This window comes from Bacteroides mediterraneensis (assembly GCF_016900355.1).
Taxonomy (GTDB): Bacteria; Bacteroidota; Bacteroidia; order Bacteroidales; family Bacteroidaceae; genus Phocaeicola.
The window spans coordinates 1-15,272 of sequence record NZ_JACJKA010000007.1; the positions used below are offsets into that span (position 1 = coordinate 1).

The window sequence follows — 15,272 nt, forward strand, 5'->3', positions numbered from 1 at the left end:
CGGCAACCGGTGCTGACTGCAACATATAGGTTCAACAAAATAATAGCGACTGCAACTATTAGGTTTATAGTGACAGTCGCTATTGTTGTATATAAAGTTCAATACCTGTAGTTTAACGAATGCTTACCTTTCTATATCAGATACCCGGAAAAGAATCTTGCAACCTACTTACGTATAAGACAGAATCTCGTTGTTACGATAGTCCTGTAAGGTTCTCCGGCTCACTTTCAGCAGGTATGCCACTTCCTTGTCTGAGCAGTTCATCGCCATAGGCAGACGGTTGTCGTTTCTCCAGCAATCTTTCGAGCAGGGCCAGCAGCCTGTCGAAATTTGAGTGGAATGCCTTTACCCATTCAAAAACATAAACAATATAGACTGTTGTTGAATAACTTTCAAGCAACCACAAAAAAGGAAAAACCAAAAGGAACATTCAGACTCCGTTAAAGAGAAATACCTTTTAGAATTACCAGTTTATACCATCTCGTTGACATACATCAAGTATTCAGGCTTTTCATGAAAAATTATATGTTATACAACATTCCATATAACAAACAATGCGTACTTTTGTGTTGCAAAACATAAAAACAACTATAAAATGAGACTTATTATTAAATGCTTAATTAAGGGTCTGAGAATGATGGGCGACAACCAATTGCAGATTCTGAACAAATAACTGTTCACATTTGCCCATTTTGAACAGGGATAATAAGCAATAAAAAAGCAAAGAAATGAAACCGACCACCGGATACGACTTTATCACCCTTCCGATGATCGGTATTTTTTTTTGATATATGCATCTTTCTATGTTCAAACCGATAAGAAAAAGAGCCATTCTTTACCCATGTAACCCGATTTCCTAATTATCCGATTAAAATCTTATTGTATCTGGAATCGCTCAAAAAGGCCATTCTTTTCTCTTTCTCCCTGTCCTTATTTCTTAGCAGTTTCCGCCACAAGCACATTTCGGCAATTCTTCCTTTCTGATTTCCGTGATGTAGAAACGAGCAAAAGCGTTTCTGATTTCGTCACGTACACGGCGGAACTCCGAATCGATGAACTCCAGCGTGCCTGTAGCATGTGACGGATCGTCAAAACCGATGTGCATACGTTTGCCGACCTTTCCTGTAAAGGCAGGACAGCTTTCATTGGCACCACCGCAAACGGTTATTACATAATCCCATTCCTGATCGAGATAAGTGTTTACGTGTGTAGGCACATGCGAGCTGATGTCTATTCCCACTTCTTTCATCACTTCCACTGCCTTGGCATTTACCTGGGCTGCCGGTTCAGTACCCCCTGAATATACTTCCAGGTTTTTATCGAATGACTGCAAAAAGCCGTGAGCCATCTGGCTGCGGCAACTGTTCCCAGTACAAAGAATCAATACTTTCATTTATTCCGTTTTTATTGGTTTGACTTAAAATAGGATGTTCCCAATTATTATCTTATCTACAGTATATAGTTAAACAGATAGCCCGACAGAATGATGAAGAACGCCACCGTTCCGAAGAATATGCCGATAAGCCTCCAGGTCATTACTTTCTTCAGCAGGGTGGCTTCCGGCAGGGAAAGGCCGACGACCGTCATCATGAAAGCGATTGCGGTTCCGATAGGAATACCTTTTGCCACAAACACTTCGATGACAGGCACGATACCTGCGGCATTGGCATACATCGGTACGGCAAGAATCACAGACAAAGGCACGGCATACCAGTTGTCTTTCGACATATATTGCTGGAAGAAGCCTTCCGGCACAAAGCCATGCATGAAGGCACCGATACCGATACCAATCAGGATGTATATAAGTACACCGCTGACAATCTTCCAGGCATCACGGACAATGGTCGGGAGTCGTTTGATAAAGGTAGTCTGGTCTTTTTCCCATTCATCAGCCTGGGCGGATGAGTGGGCCTGTATCTGCTTTACCCAGTCGCTCAGATAAGGTGCCAGACGCATACGGCCGAGTACGATACCTCCTATTACTCCCAACAGAATCCCGCTGATGACGTAAATCAGTGTCACTTTCAGACCGAATGAACCGAAGAACATGGCCACAGCCACCTCATTGACCAGCGGGGAGGTAATCAGGAAGGCGAAGGTAACCCCCAAAGGGATGCCGCCTTTCACGAAGCCGATGAACAGCGGTATGGATGAACACGAACAGAACGGGGTGATGGCTCCGAAGAGTGACGCCAGCAAGTATTGCAACCCATACATCTTGTGTGTGACGAGATAGTTCCGCAAACGCTCTATCGGGAAATAAGCGTTGACGATGCCCATCAAAACACTGATGAAGAATAAAAGTATGAGAATTTTAATTGTATCATAAAAGAAGAAGTTTACGGCAACTCCTACCGGAGTGTCGGCACTCAATCCGAACAGCCCGTAAACGAGCCAGTCAGCAAAATCCTGTATCATTTCTATTCTATTTAAATTCGTCTAAATACGAACAACCAGTTCATTAAAAGAGCGGCAGATTCCACTACGGTTGTCTCTGCCGCCCACAATTAAATCATTCTGTGCCTCAGATGCCCAGCAGTTTCTTTACCTCGCTTTCAGTCGGGACCTGTCCTTTCATCTTCACCACCTCGTCAATCACCACGGCCGGTGTGGTCATGATGTTGTAGTTCATCATTTCCATGATGTCGTCCACCTTGGTCAGTTTCGCATCGATGTGGTTTTCTTTCAGCACTTTCTCAATGACATTGTAGGTTGATTTACATTTGGCACAACCCGGACCCAAAACTTTAATTTCCATATTCGTAAATATTTGGTTTGTTATCAGATTCGTTTTATAAATACATTATCCAGCAATAATAGACGCCGACGAGGATAAACACCATGCCCACAATCAGATTCATCCATTTCTGCACCTTCTGCATCCTGCCGTAGAAATTTCCCATCTGCTGCACACTGAAGGCAAGAATCCATGCCACGACAAGCACAGGAATGGCTGTGGCAATGGCAAATACTACAGGAAGGAAATAGCCAGCTGTCGCTGTAGCAGACATCGGTATCAGCATGCCGAAATAAAACACGCCGCTTGTCGGACAGAAAGCCAGAGCAAACAGTACGCCAATCAGCAGGGTACCCCATCCGCCTTTTCGGACAAGACCTTCCGCATTTCCGTGAAAGCCGAACTGCGGGAGGTTCAGTTTGTCGCCAAAGAGCATGAACAGACCTATCACGAGCAAAAGCGGCCCCAATACAAGTTCCCCCCATGTTCCGATGGCCTTCTGTATGCCGAACATACTGGAACCTTCTTTCAGAACCATAATCAGTACCGCTCCGAGCAGAGTGTATGAAAGGATACGCCCCAGCGTATAGAGCAGGCCGTTCCGGAAAACGCGCTTTCTGTTTTCAATGTCTTTTCCGATAAATCCGATGGCTGCGATGTTCGTTGCCAGTGGACAAGGTGACAGCGCGGTCAGCAGTCCGAGCAGAAACGCCGTCAGTACGGGAGTGGAGCTGTTATCCAGCAATGTCTGTAACCAGTCCATAACCTTCTCCGTTATTTCAGCATTTCATTGACAGTCTTGACTACCCCCGCCTTGAATACGTCCGGCGACTTGCGGGCATTTCCAAAAGCAAAATCAGTCATGTTCTCGCTTGTTTCCTGTCCGTGTTTGTATTTCACAACAAACAGCGATGACCAAGTTACCTCATACTTCTCGGCTATCTTTTCATTCTCCTTCTTGCTGATGTCTATTACCTTAAATACGACCTCACCTTTTTTGATCTGTTCCGCAAAACTCTCCTCTATCGCAGCTTTTGTATTACTTTCGATGGCCATGCAGGTAGCACAACGCTGTTTCCCATGAAAATACAATACTTCCACATGGTCTTTTACTGTCACTTCTTTTTGAGTCAGTGCTTCTGTTCCGTTCTTTTCGTTCATGCTACAGGAACTAAGGGTGAAGCATGCAGCAAGCAAGAATAAAATCTTTTTCATGTCTTTCTATTTTGATTGTTAGTTATTCGCAAAACTACGAACTTATCATTCAAAAAAAGGGCTTACTCACAGCAGCCCTCTTTCTTGCATATAGGTTGTCCAAAAAAAACGGCAAACACCTTTTTGGCAATTTCCCAGTTTTCCTTGTTAATGCAGTATCTTACTTTCGGTGTCTCAATTTCACCCTGGATAAGTCCGGCCTCTTTCAACTCTTTCAGATGCTGCGATACCGTGGCCTTTGCAATGGGAAGTTCCTCATGAATATCCCCGAAAAAGCAACACTCCTGAGAGGCCAGAAACTGAAGTATGGCTATGCGTGCCGGATGACCCATCGCCTTAGCAAAGCGGGCTATCTTTTCCTGTTCTTCTGTATACTTCTTTTTCATCCTTTCTATTCCTCCTTTTGTTTGTTGTTCGCAAAATTACGAATACACTTTAATCCATCAAATGAATTGTCATATTTTAACATCTAACATACAATTAAAGTAAGTTTCCTGATTTTAACCATATGTTTTTCTCCGCACTTTTATCTATGGACTACCTCACCTTATTTATCCAATATTGATGCCATAAGCCTCATCTACCCCCTCGATGCTGCCAATGAGAGTGATAACATTATCCAGTTCGTTTCTGGAGTGCACCTTAAAATCCACATAACACTCCACAATCCGGTCTATCGTTTCGGTATGCAGGCAATCAATTGAAAGCCTCAACTTATCTGTGATGCACTCCACCACATCGCTGAGAATATGATACCGGTCCACTCCTCGAATCTGAACTCGCACAGGATACAAGAACTGATTATCGGCTTCGAAGCTGACAGCCACAATGGAATCCCCTTGCCGAGATGCCTGACGGATGGCAGCCGCACAGTTCCGGGTATGCAGCGTAATCTTTCCGTTTTCATCCTTAAAGCCAATCACTTCATCGCCCGGCAACGGATGACAACAGGCACATCGTATGTATTTCAAGACCGGCTGATCGTGAAAGAACTGACGCAAATACCGTTTCGCCTTGTAAGTCTTGACACACTCCAGCCAATCCTTGTCCGGTTTGGACTGGGCATCCATCCCAATCTCCACGCAATCGCCACGATGCAATTCAGTTTTTACCGACGACAGTTTGCCATTGATTCGGGCATACATTGCTTGGTCACCCATCTGACCTTCAATTTCGTAGGCAAAATCGAGGGCAGTCGCTCCTTTCGGAAGGATAATCCCTTTCCCCTCAGTGGTGAACACCATGATGTCATCATTATAGAAAGAAGACGTCACCCCGTCCATGTAGTCCATCTCATTGTTATAGGCCACATCCTGAAGCACGGACTTGAACTTATCCAGCCATCCTTTCAGGTTCGATTCAGTACGTTCTGCCGCACAGCCCAACCGGGAGTTGCGGACCATTCTCTCAGAGGAAATATGAATTTCTTCCCAGCTCCCATTCTCGCACAACAGTTTCAGGTGGAAGCTCTGGTATCCGTTTTCCTTGGGAGCGTTGATGTAATTGGATACACTGCCCGGCTTTTCCTTGAAATGATCAGTCAATACGGAATAGATTTGCAGGCTGATTTTCTTCTCTTCCTGCACATCCGCAGCCTCATAAATGATACGCACATAGTGTTTGCCGTCCACATGCTGGAAGTCACATTCCATGCTGTTCATTTTCCGCCAAATATTATAGGGCATACGATAACGTATCTCGGTTCTCGCCTGAATGTGATTCTCCGTCAGAAAGGCTTCCATCTTGCGCAAAAAACTATTGATACGATCCTCGTTGGCTGCTTTTTCTTTTTCGATAAGTCCCTCAAGCAAGTAATATTCTCTCGGACAGCGGAAGCGGAAAGAAAGATTCTCCAATTCGGTCTTTACATGATACATGCCCAGACGGTTCGCCAACGGGGCATAAAAATAATCCGTTTCTCCAGCTATTTTCATCTGTTTGTCCGGCCGCATACTTTCCAGGGTACGCATATTGTGCAGGCGGTCGGCCAGCTTAATCAGAATGGCCCGCACATCAAACCGTACGGATGCCAAAATCTGCCGGTAGTTGTCTATCTGCTGCGACTGGTCGTACTCTGCCTTCTTCTGTTTGGTGACCACGCCTACCAAGAAAGCCACATCGTCGCCAAAACGTTCCCGGATGTCATCCAAGGTGTAGGGTGTATCTTCCACCACATCATGCAGAAAAGCCGCCATAATCGGATTGGCTCCCAGTTCAAACTCCTCGGCTACAATGCGGGCCACAGCTATAAGGTGAATGATGTACGGTTCCCCACTTTTTCTCTTTTGCCCTTTATGAGCTTCTTTTGCCAGCTGATATGCAGCCACGATGCGCTTCATATTCTCGGGTGACATTCTGGACTCCAGGTGCGAAAAAAGTCCCTGTACAGACTGGTCCAATGCATCTGCATTCGCTTCCATATTCCCATTGTTTTCCACCATAATCTATCCCCATTTGTTCTGTTATCTTGCCAAGATACGCCTCCAATGGCCTGACGGTCCTTTCCCCCTGCCAATAGCCAGTCCCGCTTCATCGATATCGCATCTCATTCCTTCAATCCTCAAACTCCTTGTTTCCACAAAGATACGAATTATTCTTAAAACAAAGAAGGCTGGCACACAGCCAGCCTTCTTGTTTATTTTCCCCCTGCCGGAAGATTCTTCAAGAAATAGTCGGTCATCGATTTCCGCAGGTGATACGTAGTGCCTTCCCGTTCGTTGATGGCATGCGAACGCATCGGATAAGACAGCTGATAGAACACCTTACCGTGTTTCACCAGCTCGTTGACCAGCATCTCGCAGTTCTGGTAATGTACATTGTCATCACCAGTACCGTGTATGAGCAGCAAGTTCCCTTTCAAGCCCTCCACATACGAAATGGGTGAGCCTTTACGATAGCCTTCCGGATTGGCCTGGGGTGTGTTCATGTAGCGTTCCTGGTAAATAGTGTCGTACAACCGCTGGTCGGCAACAAACGCTATGGCAATACCCGTACGGAACACATCCGGATAGCGGAACATACAGTTGAGGGTCTGGCTTCCTCCTCCGCTCCAACCTGTAATGCCGATGCGGGAAGTATCGATAAACGGATACTGACGGGCCAGGTCAAGGATGCCCTGTGCCTGGTCTTGGGAAGCAAAGGTACCCACCTCACCGTAGATGCACTTGCGCCATTCCCTACCGCGAGGGGCAGCGGCACCGCGGTTATCAATGCTGATGACGATATACCCCTGGTTGGCCAGGAACTGGTGCCACATATTGCCTCCCTGCCATACATCCTGCACCGTAGAACTGGCCGGTTCGCCATACACGTCGATGATGACCGGATATTTCTTTGCCGGATCAAAATCTACCGGCTTGATCATAAAGGCATCCAAGACCAAGTTGCCGGAATGCGCCTTGACAAATTCCTTCGGGCGCAACTTCAGCTGCTGATATTGTGCCAGCGCTTCCTTGTTCTCTTCAATAACCGACAAAGTCTTATGAGAAGGCAAAGCCACCATCTCTATCCGCGGAGGAGTGACAGCATTGCTGAAAGTATGCACGGCATACTTCCCATCAGGAGAGATATTGTATCGGTGCTGACCCTGTTCGTTCAACGGAGAAAGACGTTTCACGTCTCCTTTGCCAAACAGGTTAGCTGAATATAAATAACGCTGAGTATAGTTATCCGGTGAAGCAATGAAATACACCAGTCCTTTCTTCAGGTCCATGCCCACCTGCTCAATCAAATCGAAATTACCCTTCGTGATGGGTTGGATATCTTTTCCGTCACGGCTTACCCGGTAAAGATGACGCCATCCGTCCCGTTCGCTTTGCCAGGTAAAATACGTATTATGTTTCAGCCAGGTTACCTGGTCGTTGGTTTCCACCCAAGCTGCATCGGTTTCGGTCAGAATGTTTTTCGGCACACCACCTCCGATAGTCGCAATCCATACCTTGTTCGTATTCTGCGGACGATTCATCTGCTGGATAAACAAGTCATTGCTTTCTGGAATAAACTCCATCCGCATAATGTAATTCTGACGAGGATCTCCCGGCAGGTCAATCCAAGTAGTTTTTCCTCCGGAAGCTGCTACATAGCCCACCTTTACGGCTGAATTGGTGGTTCCAGCCTTCGGATAAGGGAAGCGGATGATTTTCGGATACAAAGAATCGACGTTGTTGATGATATCAAACCAGCCTGTACCTTCCGTATCGCTCTGCCAGTAGGCAATGTATTTGCCGTCGGGACTCCAGCGGAAGCCGTCCCGGCAGAAGAATTCTTCCTCATACACCCAGTCGAAGGTTCCGTTCACAATCGTACTGCTGCCATCGTGAGTCAGCTGGGTAATTTTCCCGTCGGCCACATTTTCCACATAAATGTTGTTCCCGCTTACGTAGGCTACCCGCGTCCCGTCGGGAGAGAACTTGGCAAACATCAGGCTGCTCTCCGGGAAATTCTTTCCCAACTGACGCAACTGTTTCGTTTGCATATTGAGTACCCAGTAATCACCGCGTGTATCATAGCGCCATACCCGCTTCGTATTCGTATAGACCAGCACCTGCTTACGCGATGTGTCAAAACTGAAACTTCTGACCGACAGCGTATCGGAAGTACCCGGTTTCACAAACGAAGAGGCCGGTATCAACACTTCCCGTTTTCCTTTGCCAGAGGCATCGTATGCTACGATGTCGTATCCTCCTGCCGGATTCTTTTCTTTCTTCGAATATTTGCTTCCGTCTGAAAGCCAGTTTACCTGACTTCCTCCTTTAGTGACCACCAGTCCTCCGTTTACCACCTCTTCCAATGTAGGGATATGCTGTGCATATACCGACAGAGAAGAAAGGCAACAAGCTATCAAAACCGTCTTTCTGATATTCATTTGCATACTAATTTTAGTGTTTTAAAGAATAATGTCGAATTCACCGATAAAAATACAACATTTCTGACACAAATAGGCAAAATTCGGCCATAAAAAAACGCACTTGCGTTTGGATTGAAACGTAAGTGCGTTTTCCTCAAAACGTCCTTACGTTTTATCTCAAACGCAAGGACGTTTAAGGTAAAACGCAAAGGCGTTTTTCCAGCAGCTATTTTCAGCCTCAGAATTTCACCAAAATACGGAACACTTTTCCCGGATGAGCAGCCCATTCAGCCATAGCTTCTGCAGCTCCTTCGGGAGCTACGATGCGGGAAATAAGTTCTTCCGTCGGGCAGTTGCCAGCTTTCATATAGTGAATCACGGCACGAAAATCGGCCGGTAATGCGTTACGCGAGCCACGGATATCCAGCTCTTTCTGCACGAAATATTTTGTCTGAAACTCTACCCCACTCTTGGCATAACCGATGCATACCACACGGCCGGTAAAGCCCACTTCATCAACCGCCATCACATAAGTGGCCGGACTGCCTACGGCTTCTATCACCACATCAGCACCCATGCCGCCGGAATACTCCTGTACCCGTTCGTGTACATTCTCCGTCTGTGAGTTGATGACGTACGTGGCACCCATTCTGCGGGCCAAGGCCAGTTTCTCATCATCCAGGTCGACGGCAATCACCGTAGCGCCGCGCAAGGCCGCACGTACGATGGCTCCCATACCGACCATTCCGCAACCAATGACCATCACCAGTTCGTTGTCGACCACCTGTCCGCGTGACACGGCATGGAAACCTACGCTCATCGGCTCAATCAGGGCACAATCACGAGCAGAGATACCTTCTGCCGGAATCACCTTGTTCCAGGGCAGTACAGCATATTCGCACATCACTCCCTTACGCTGCACACCGAGCGTCTCGTTATGTTCGCAAGCGTTGACACGTCCGTTCCGGCATGAAGCACACTTGCCGCAATTCGTATAAGGGTTCAGCGTTACACTCATGCCCTTCTTGAAACTGTCGGGAACTCCCGCCCCTACGGCTTCTATCACGGCACCGACTTCATGTCCCGGAATGACCGGCATCTTCACCATCGGATTCCGGCCAAGATATGTATTCAAGTCGGAACCACAAAAACCTACATACTCAATTTTTACCAATATCTCCCCTTCATGCAGTTCAGGCTTTTCAATCTCCACGACTGCCATTTGCTGGGGAGCTGCAATTTGAACAGCTTTCATTTTCTTCTTATTTTTAATTCTACGTTTCTATTTTAATCCAACACCTTGTAACCCTTCCAGCCATAATAGGCACAGAACAGGAAACAAACCATCGGAACGATATATGCAATGTGATACATCTCCTCATTGATATGCATCAGATAAGCCGTGAATTGAGGCAGACAGGCATTTCCCACGATGGCCATCACCAGGAAAGCGGCCCCGCTCTTGGTCTGGTCGCCCAACCCTTTCAACGCCAGCGAGAACTGGGTGGGATACATGATGGACATAAAGAACGAAATACCCAGCATGGCATACAGCCCGGTCCGTCCGCCGCACACAATTACTACCAGACAAAGCACGACATTCACCAAGGCATACACCAGCAACATATCCTGTGGACGGAAACGAATCATCAGCCCCGTACCAATCCATCGTCCAATCAGGAAGGCCAGCATGTACAATCCGAAATACGTGGTAGCCACGGTCTCCGAAATGCCTGCATATGTACAGCAGTATACTAAGAACAGGCTGTTGATGGCCGTTTGCCCACCGTTATAAAAAAACTGAGCAATTACGCCCCAACGCAGATGCGACCGCTTCCACACCCCGAAGTTTATCAGTTTCTCCTTGGTAGCCTCCCGGTGTCCTTCGTCACCAATCTTCGGTAGTTTGGCAAAAAGGAAGACCACAGCAATGAGCAGCAACAATACAGCCAGTGCCAGATAAGGAAATTTCATGGCATCCGTTTCAAACTGGATATAGGCATCCCATCCGCCCGGATAATCCGCGGGCAATGTTTCACGCGTATAATGTGTACCACTCAAAACCAGCTTACTCAAAAACATGGCCGAAATAAAGGCACCCAGCCCGTTGAACGACTGTGCCAGGTTCAAGCGCCGAGGAGCAGTGGCTGCCTCACCCAAAGCTGTGACATACGGATTGGCCGCCGTCTCCAGAAAACACATCCCAGTGGCAATAATGAAGAAGATGCACAGATACGCCCAATATTCTTTCAACATGGCTGCCGGAAAGAACAACAATCCCCCCACAGCTGCTAAAAACAGTCCGAACACAATGCCAGCCTTGTAGCTGTAACGCTTCATGAACATGGCAATCGGTATCGGAAAAATAAAATAAGCCAACCAGTAGGCTGTTTCCGTAAAAGAGGCTTCAAAAGTATTCAGCTCACAGGTCTTCATCAGCTGGCGAATCATCGTAGGCAACAAGTTGCTGCTAATGGCCCACAAAAAGAACAGACTGAACACCAGTGCCAGCGGAAGTGTATAACTCTTGTTTTTCATCGTATCCTACCTTTCGCTTATTCCGACATATTCTTGATATAAGGAAGCTCCGGCAAATCATGGAAGCCATAAAAACGACGGGCATTCTCTCCAAGGAACAGGGCTTTCTCCTCGTCTGTCAGTTCCCGCGACTTGCTCACGAAATCGTACGACATCCGATACGTAATGGCTGTAATCGTACGCGGATAGTCCGAGCCCCACATCAGTTTTTCGAAGCCCACCAAATCGGCTGCCTCCCGAATAGCTTTCACAGCTCCCTTGAACGGATAAAACTCATCGTTGAACAGCCAGGTAATACCGCCCGATTCGATACGCACATTCGGATGACGCGCCAGCTTGATTTGTTCTGTCCAACCAGGAGTAGTCACCATTCCAAAATGTCCAATGGCGATTTTCAGGTTGGGACACTCCTGAATCACTTCCTCCAGCTCGCCTACCTGCGTAGCCCCGTCGGCCATATCAATGGACAACAGCACACCATTTTGTTCCATCAAATGGAACATCTGCATCATTTCCTCACAGTTCAGCCACACGCGGCCTTCTTTCAACAATAGCCGCTGGGCCGGTATTTTGATACCCCGAAACCCACGGGCAATGAGCTTACGTGCCTGCTCCAAGTATCCCGGCTTGCGAAACTCGCACATACCGCATACAAAGAAACGGTCGGGATAACGGGCAGCCACCTCTGCCAAATAATCATTCTGAAAACCGTCGATGAATTCCTGTGTCACCACTGCCGCAGCCACCTGCGCATAATTCATGTTCGACAGGAATACCTCGGCACTGTTCACTCCGTCGGTCATAAACGGGGGAAGCATCTGACGCACTTCCCCCATAAACAATGACCGCCCATTCTCCAAGGTACGGATAGGCAGCCCATCGACCACCGTATCCTGCTTCAACCACAAGTGAGAATGTGCATCTATGATCAACCCCATATACAACTTCCTCCTCATTATGAGTTAGCCCAGCTCACACGGAACTGGTCGCCGATGATTTCACGAACTTCACGCACCAAATTTTCATCCATCGGCTCCTCGATATACGCTACATTCTTCTTCACATTCTGCGGATTAGCCGTACTGAACAACGTAGTGGCAATCCGCGGATTGCTGACCGCATACTGCATCGCCAGCTTCTCAATCGGATAATTTTTGGCCTTGCAATGTTCCATCGCTTTCCGGCAAGCTTCTACCAGCGGCTGAGGTGCCGGATGCCAGGCCGGTACGCCTCTCTCCGTCAGCAGTCCCATAGACAACGGAGAAGCATTAATCACACCGATACCTTTCGATTCAAAGTAATCCAGGAAATCAACCAGCTTGTCATCGCACAGGCAGTGATGACAGAAATTCAACACTGATTCCACCGTACCGGCCGGAGAATGGTCTATCACCCATTTCAGGTTCTCCAGCTGCAAGTCGGTGATACCTACATGACCTACCACCCCTTTTTCTCTCAGTTCCACCAAGGCCGGCAGGGTTTCATTTACCACCTGATTCAAATCGGCAAACTCGATATCATGTACATTAATCAAATCGATGTAATCAATATGCAGACGTTCCATGCTTTCGTACACACTCTCCGTGGCCCGTTTACCAGAATAATCCCACGTATTCACGCCATCTTTTCCATAACGTCCCACCTTCGTGGAAAGGTAATACTTGTCGCGCGGAATATCCTTCAACGCCTTTCCAAGCACTGTTTCTGCCTTGTAGTGTCCGTAATAAGGCGATACATCAATAAAATTCATCCCCAAATCGATAGCTGTAAACACTGCCTCCAAGGCTTCTTTTTCTTTAATGTCATGGAACACTCCTCCCAATGAAGAAGCTCCAAAACTCAGGGCTGAAACTTTCATCCCCGTTTTTCCAATTTCATGGTATTGCATAGTTATTTTATTTAAGATTCATACAAATAAAACATTCGTTCCATTAACCGCCATTTTTCAGCAGAACTGCTGCCCGGCGCACATTCCTGAAAACGGGCCACATGGTCTTCCCATTCGGCCTGGCGAGGCAATTGCGCCAAACGTTTCATCGCGGTATCCCAGTCAAAATCCAGCGGCGTTTCTACAATCATGAACAGCCTGCTACCTAAAATATAAATTTCCATCTCCAAAATCCCGACCGATTGGATACCTTCCCGAATCTCCGGCCAGGCTTCTTCACGACTGTGTATTTTTCGGTATTCCGCTATCAGTTCCGGATTGTTCTTCAAGTCCAACGTCTGACAATAGCGTTTGACCGGCATTCCATACTCTTTTACTCTATATCCTTCCATTTTATCATTTCATAATTTTCAGTACCGGAGCAATCCGATTCAACGGCTGTGCCGGAAGCACCACCTGCAAACCATCGGCCGTACGTGTAAAGTCGACCTTTCCGTATCCCAATAATTCTACTCGCTGAATATCTCCCTCATAAAGCTTGCTGCCAGCAGCCAATGACTTGATGTTCACTTTGCCATCTTCCGGCCAAGCCAACACAGTGGCATACAAAGCCTTTGACGTCTGGGTGAAACGGATTTCCTTGGCTCCGGCCTGACTATAGGAACCTTCATTGAAGCCTTGCGCATTCAAAGGAATGTCTTCTTCCGCAATCGGTCCTTCACCAAACACTTTCCACGGACGCGTATCGTAAATGGCTTCCTTGTTGATGTTCATCCAGTCGCCAAATTCATTCAAGATTTTTTCTTCTTTCTCGTCAAAGGTTCCATCTGCCCGCAACGGCACACTCAACAACAAATTGCCGTTCTTGCTCACGATGTCAATCAACAGTTTGGCCACGTATGCCGCCGATTTATATTCATTTTTCTCGTAAATGGACGTATTGTAATGCCACCCGCCGATACAAGAGCATGACTGCCAGGGCTGGTCGATAATCTGATTGGGTGCCCCACGTTCCACATCCCATACCAATGCCTTCCGCTGGTTCTCGTCCAAGATTTTTCCGAACATCACCGCCTCCAGTTTTCCCTGATGTGTGGCCATGTTATGATTATAGAAATGTGCGGCAATTTTCAATCCGGCATCACTGATAGGATAAAAAGGAGCCACTGTCACATCAAAGTACAACAAGTCGGGATTGTAACGGTTGATAGCATCCAAGGTACGGTTATAGAAGTTTGTGCAATACTCCTGCGTAGGAATACACACTCCGTTGCCCCAGGCCCATTGACGGTGAATCATCCCGTTGTCCCAGCTGTTCTCGCTCAGCGGATGATTCTGTGCATACAAATCCTGTGGGTCGTATCCCTCCCACCACTTGCCTTTTCCGTCGGCCTTGGTCAACTTTCCATCATAAGGAATTCCCTTCTTCGGGCCAATCGTATCATGACGCTGTGAAGGTTCATACCAGCTCCAGGCATGATCGGCATGAAGGCTGATACCGAAATATAGTCCGTATTTACGGGCTGCTTTCTCCCATCCAGCCAGAATGTCTTTTTTCGGTCCCATATTTACCGAGTTCCAAGGCTGGTACTTGCTGTCCCACAAGTCCATGTTGTCGTGGTGATTGCCCAAGGCAAAGAAATACTGGGCACCGATTTTCTTGTAGAAAGCCACCAGCTTATCCGGGTCCCACTTCTCCGCCTTCCACAACGGAATGATATCCTTGAAACCTACTTCCGACGGGTGACCGTAATGCTCTACATGATATTTATATTCATTCGAACCTTCAATATACATGGAACGGGCCATCCAGTCGCCGGAACCTTCTACACATTGGGGCCCCCAATGTGCCCAAATGCCAAACTTCACGTTCCGGAACCATTCCGGCACCTGATAGTTGTTTTCAAGCGAAGCCCAAGTAGGTTCGAATTTCCCTTTCATCATTGGTTCGTCCTTTTCCGAAACCGGTACCTGATACGTTTGGGCAGACAGTCCGCCTACCATAGATAAAAATAAAGAAGCCAGTATGAGTTTTGCTTTCATAAGTA

14 protein-coding genes and 1 pseudogene are annotated in these 15,272 nt (G+C 47.2%); all 15 read right to left on the reverse strand.

From position 1 onward, the window contains the following. Window positions 1-171: 171 nt before the first annotated feature. Window positions 172-370, reverse strand: a pseudogene (locus H6A28_RS05500) (helix-turn-helix domain-containing protein); the annotation flags it as partial. Window positions 371-937: 567 nt separating this feature from the next. Further along, a complete protein-coding gene (locus tag H6A28_RS05505; RefSeq protein ID WP_204479251.1) occupies window positions 938-1,393 on the reverse strand; it encodes an arsenate reductase ArsC in 456 nt (151 codons plus the stop codon). Between the two features lie 56 nt (window positions 1,394-1,449). After that, on the reverse strand, window positions 1,450-2,418 hold the full coding sequence (locus H6A28_RS05510) for a permease (protein ID WP_204479253.1): 969 nt from the start codon (window positions 2,416-2,418) through the stop codon (window positions 1,450-1,452). Window positions 2,419-2,524: 106 nt separating this feature from the next. After that, window positions 2,525-2,758, reverse strand: coding sequence for a thioredoxin family protein (locus H6A28_RS05515; protein WP_204474543.1), 234 nt, complete (start codon window positions 2,756-2,758; stop codon window positions 2,525-2,527). A gap of 34 nt (window positions 2,759-2,792) precedes the next feature. Beyond that, window positions 2,793-3,500 (reverse strand): aromatic aminobenezylarsenical efflux permease ArsG family transporter, encoded by a 708-nt coding sequence (locus tag H6A28_RS05520; protein WP_204479254.1) that lies wholly within the window; start codon window positions 3,498-3,500, stop codon window positions 2,793-2,795. An 11-nt stretch (window positions 3,501-3,511) separates the two neighbouring features. Beyond that, complete coding sequence (locus H6A28_RS05525; RefSeq protein WP_204479256.1) at window positions 3,512-3,952, reverse strand: nitrophenyl compound nitroreductase subunit ArsF family protein; 441 nt, start codon at window positions 3,950-3,952, stop codon at window positions 3,512-3,514. A 62-nt stretch (window positions 3,953-4,014) separates the two neighbouring features. Further along, window positions 4,015-4,338, reverse strand: a complete 324-nt coding sequence (locus tag H6A28_RS05530; RefSeq protein WP_204474549.1) for an ArsR/SmtB family transcription factor — start codon at window positions 4,336-4,338, stop codon at window positions 4,015-4,017. A gap of 165 nt (window positions 4,339-4,503) precedes the next feature. After that, window positions 4,504-6,372: a RelA/SpoT family protein gene (locus H6A28_RS05535; RefSeq protein ID WP_204479258.1), complete on the reverse strand. Its 1,869-nt coding sequence runs from the start codon at window positions 6,370-6,372 to the stop codon at window positions 4,504-4,506. Window positions 6,373-6,587: 215 nt separating this feature from the next. Beyond that, the gene (locus H6A28_RS05540; RefSeq protein ID WP_204476093.1) at window positions 6,588-8,816 is read right to left on the reverse strand and encodes a S9 family peptidase; all 2,229 of its coding nucleotides are present in this window, start codon (window positions 8,814-8,816) and stop codon (window positions 6,588-6,590) included. A gap of 220 nt (window positions 8,817-9,036) precedes the next feature. Continuing rightward, on the reverse strand, window positions 9,037-10,053 hold the full coding sequence (locus tag H6A28_RS05545; RefSeq protein WP_204476094.1) for a zinc-binding alcohol dehydrogenase family protein: 1,017 nt from the start codon (window positions 10,051-10,053) through the stop codon (window positions 9,037-9,039). Window positions 10,054-10,085: 32 nt separating this feature from the next. Next, the gene (gene fucP, locus H6A28_RS05550; RefSeq protein WP_204479260.1) at window positions 10,086-11,336 is read right to left on the reverse strand and encodes an L-fucose:H+ symporter permease; all 1,251 of its coding nucleotides are present in this window, start codon (window positions 11,334-11,336) and stop codon (window positions 10,086-10,088) included. 17 nt (window positions 11,337-11,353) lie between these two features. Further along, on the reverse strand, window positions 11,354-12,274 hold the full coding sequence (locus tag H6A28_RS05555; protein ID WP_204479262.1) for an amidohydrolase family protein: 921 nt from the start codon (window positions 12,272-12,274) through the stop codon (window positions 11,354-11,356). 17 nt (window positions 12,275-12,291) lie between these two features. After that, complete coding sequence (locus H6A28_RS05560; RefSeq protein ID WP_204479263.1) at window positions 12,292-13,224, reverse strand: aldo/keto reductase; 933 nt, start codon at window positions 13,222-13,224, stop codon at window positions 12,292-12,294. 11 nt (window positions 13,225-13,235) lie between these two features. Beyond that, window positions 13,236-13,616, reverse strand: a complete 381-nt coding sequence (locus H6A28_RS05565) for an L-rhamnose mutarotase (RefSeq protein ID WP_204479265.1) — start codon at window positions 13,614-13,616, stop codon at window positions 13,236-13,238. Window positions 13,617-13,620: 4 nt separating this feature from the next. Then, window positions 13,621-15,267: an alpha-L-fucosidase gene (locus H6A28_RS05570; protein WP_204479267.1), complete on the reverse strand. Its 1,647-nt coding sequence runs from the start codon at window positions 15,265-15,267 to the stop codon at window positions 13,621-13,623. Window positions 15,268-15,272 lie beyond the last annotated feature (5 nt).

Coding starts and splice junctions, on each gene's coding strand:
- H6A28_RS05525 (WP_204479256.1), bottom strand. CDS start 3,952: ATGAAAAAGATTTTATTCTTGCTTGCTGCATGCTTCACCCTTAGTTCC.
- H6A28_RS05530 (WP_204474549.1), bottom strand. CDS start 4,338: ATGAAAAAGAAGTATACAGAAGAACAGGAAAAGATAGCCCGCTTTGCT.
- H6A28_RS05510 (WP_204479253.1), bottom strand. CDS start 2,418: ATGATACAGGATTTTGCTGACTGGCTCGTTTACGGGCTGTTCGGATTG.
- H6A28_RS05535 (WP_204479258.1), bottom strand. CDS start 6,372: ATGGAAGCGAATGCAGATGCATTGGACCAGTCTGTACAGGGACTTTTT.
- H6A28_RS05505 (WP_204479251.1), bottom strand. CDS start 1,393: ATGAAAGTATTGATTCTTTGTACTGGGAACAGTTGCCGCAGCCAGATG.
- H6A28_RS05515 (WP_204474543.1), bottom strand. CDS start 2,758: ATGGAAATTAAAGTTTTGGGTCCGGGTTGTGCCAAATGTAAATCAACC.
- H6A28_RS05540 (WP_204476093.1), bottom strand. CDS start 8,816: ATGAATATCAGAAAGACGGTTTTGATAGCTTGTTGCCTTTCTTCTCTG.
- H6A28_RS05560 (WP_204479263.1), bottom strand. CDS start 13,224: ATGCAATACCATGAAATTGGAAAAACGGGGATGAAAGTTTCAGCCCTG.
- H6A28_RS05545 (WP_204476094.1), bottom strand. CDS start 10,053: ATGAAAGCTGTTCAAATTGCAGCTCCCCAGCAAATGGCAGTCGTGGAG.
- H6A28_RS05565 (WP_204479265.1), bottom strand. CDS start 13,616: ATGGAAGGATATAGAGTAAAAGAGTATGGAATGCCGGTCAAACGCTAT.
- H6A28_RS05570 (WP_204479267.1), bottom strand. CDS start 15,267: ATGAAAGCAAAACTCATACTGGCTTCTTTATTTTTATCTATGGTAGGC.
- fucP (WP_204479260.1), bottom strand. CDS start 11,336: ATGAAAAACAAGAGTTATACACTTCCGCTGGCACTGGTGTTCAGTCTG.
- H6A28_RS05520 (WP_204479254.1), bottom strand. CDS start 3,500: ATGGACTGGTTACAGACATTGCTGGATAACAGCTCCACTCCCGTACTG.
- H6A28_RS05555 (WP_204479262.1), bottom strand. CDS start 12,274: ATGGGGTTGATCATAGATGCACATTCTCACTTGTGGTTGAAGCAGGAT.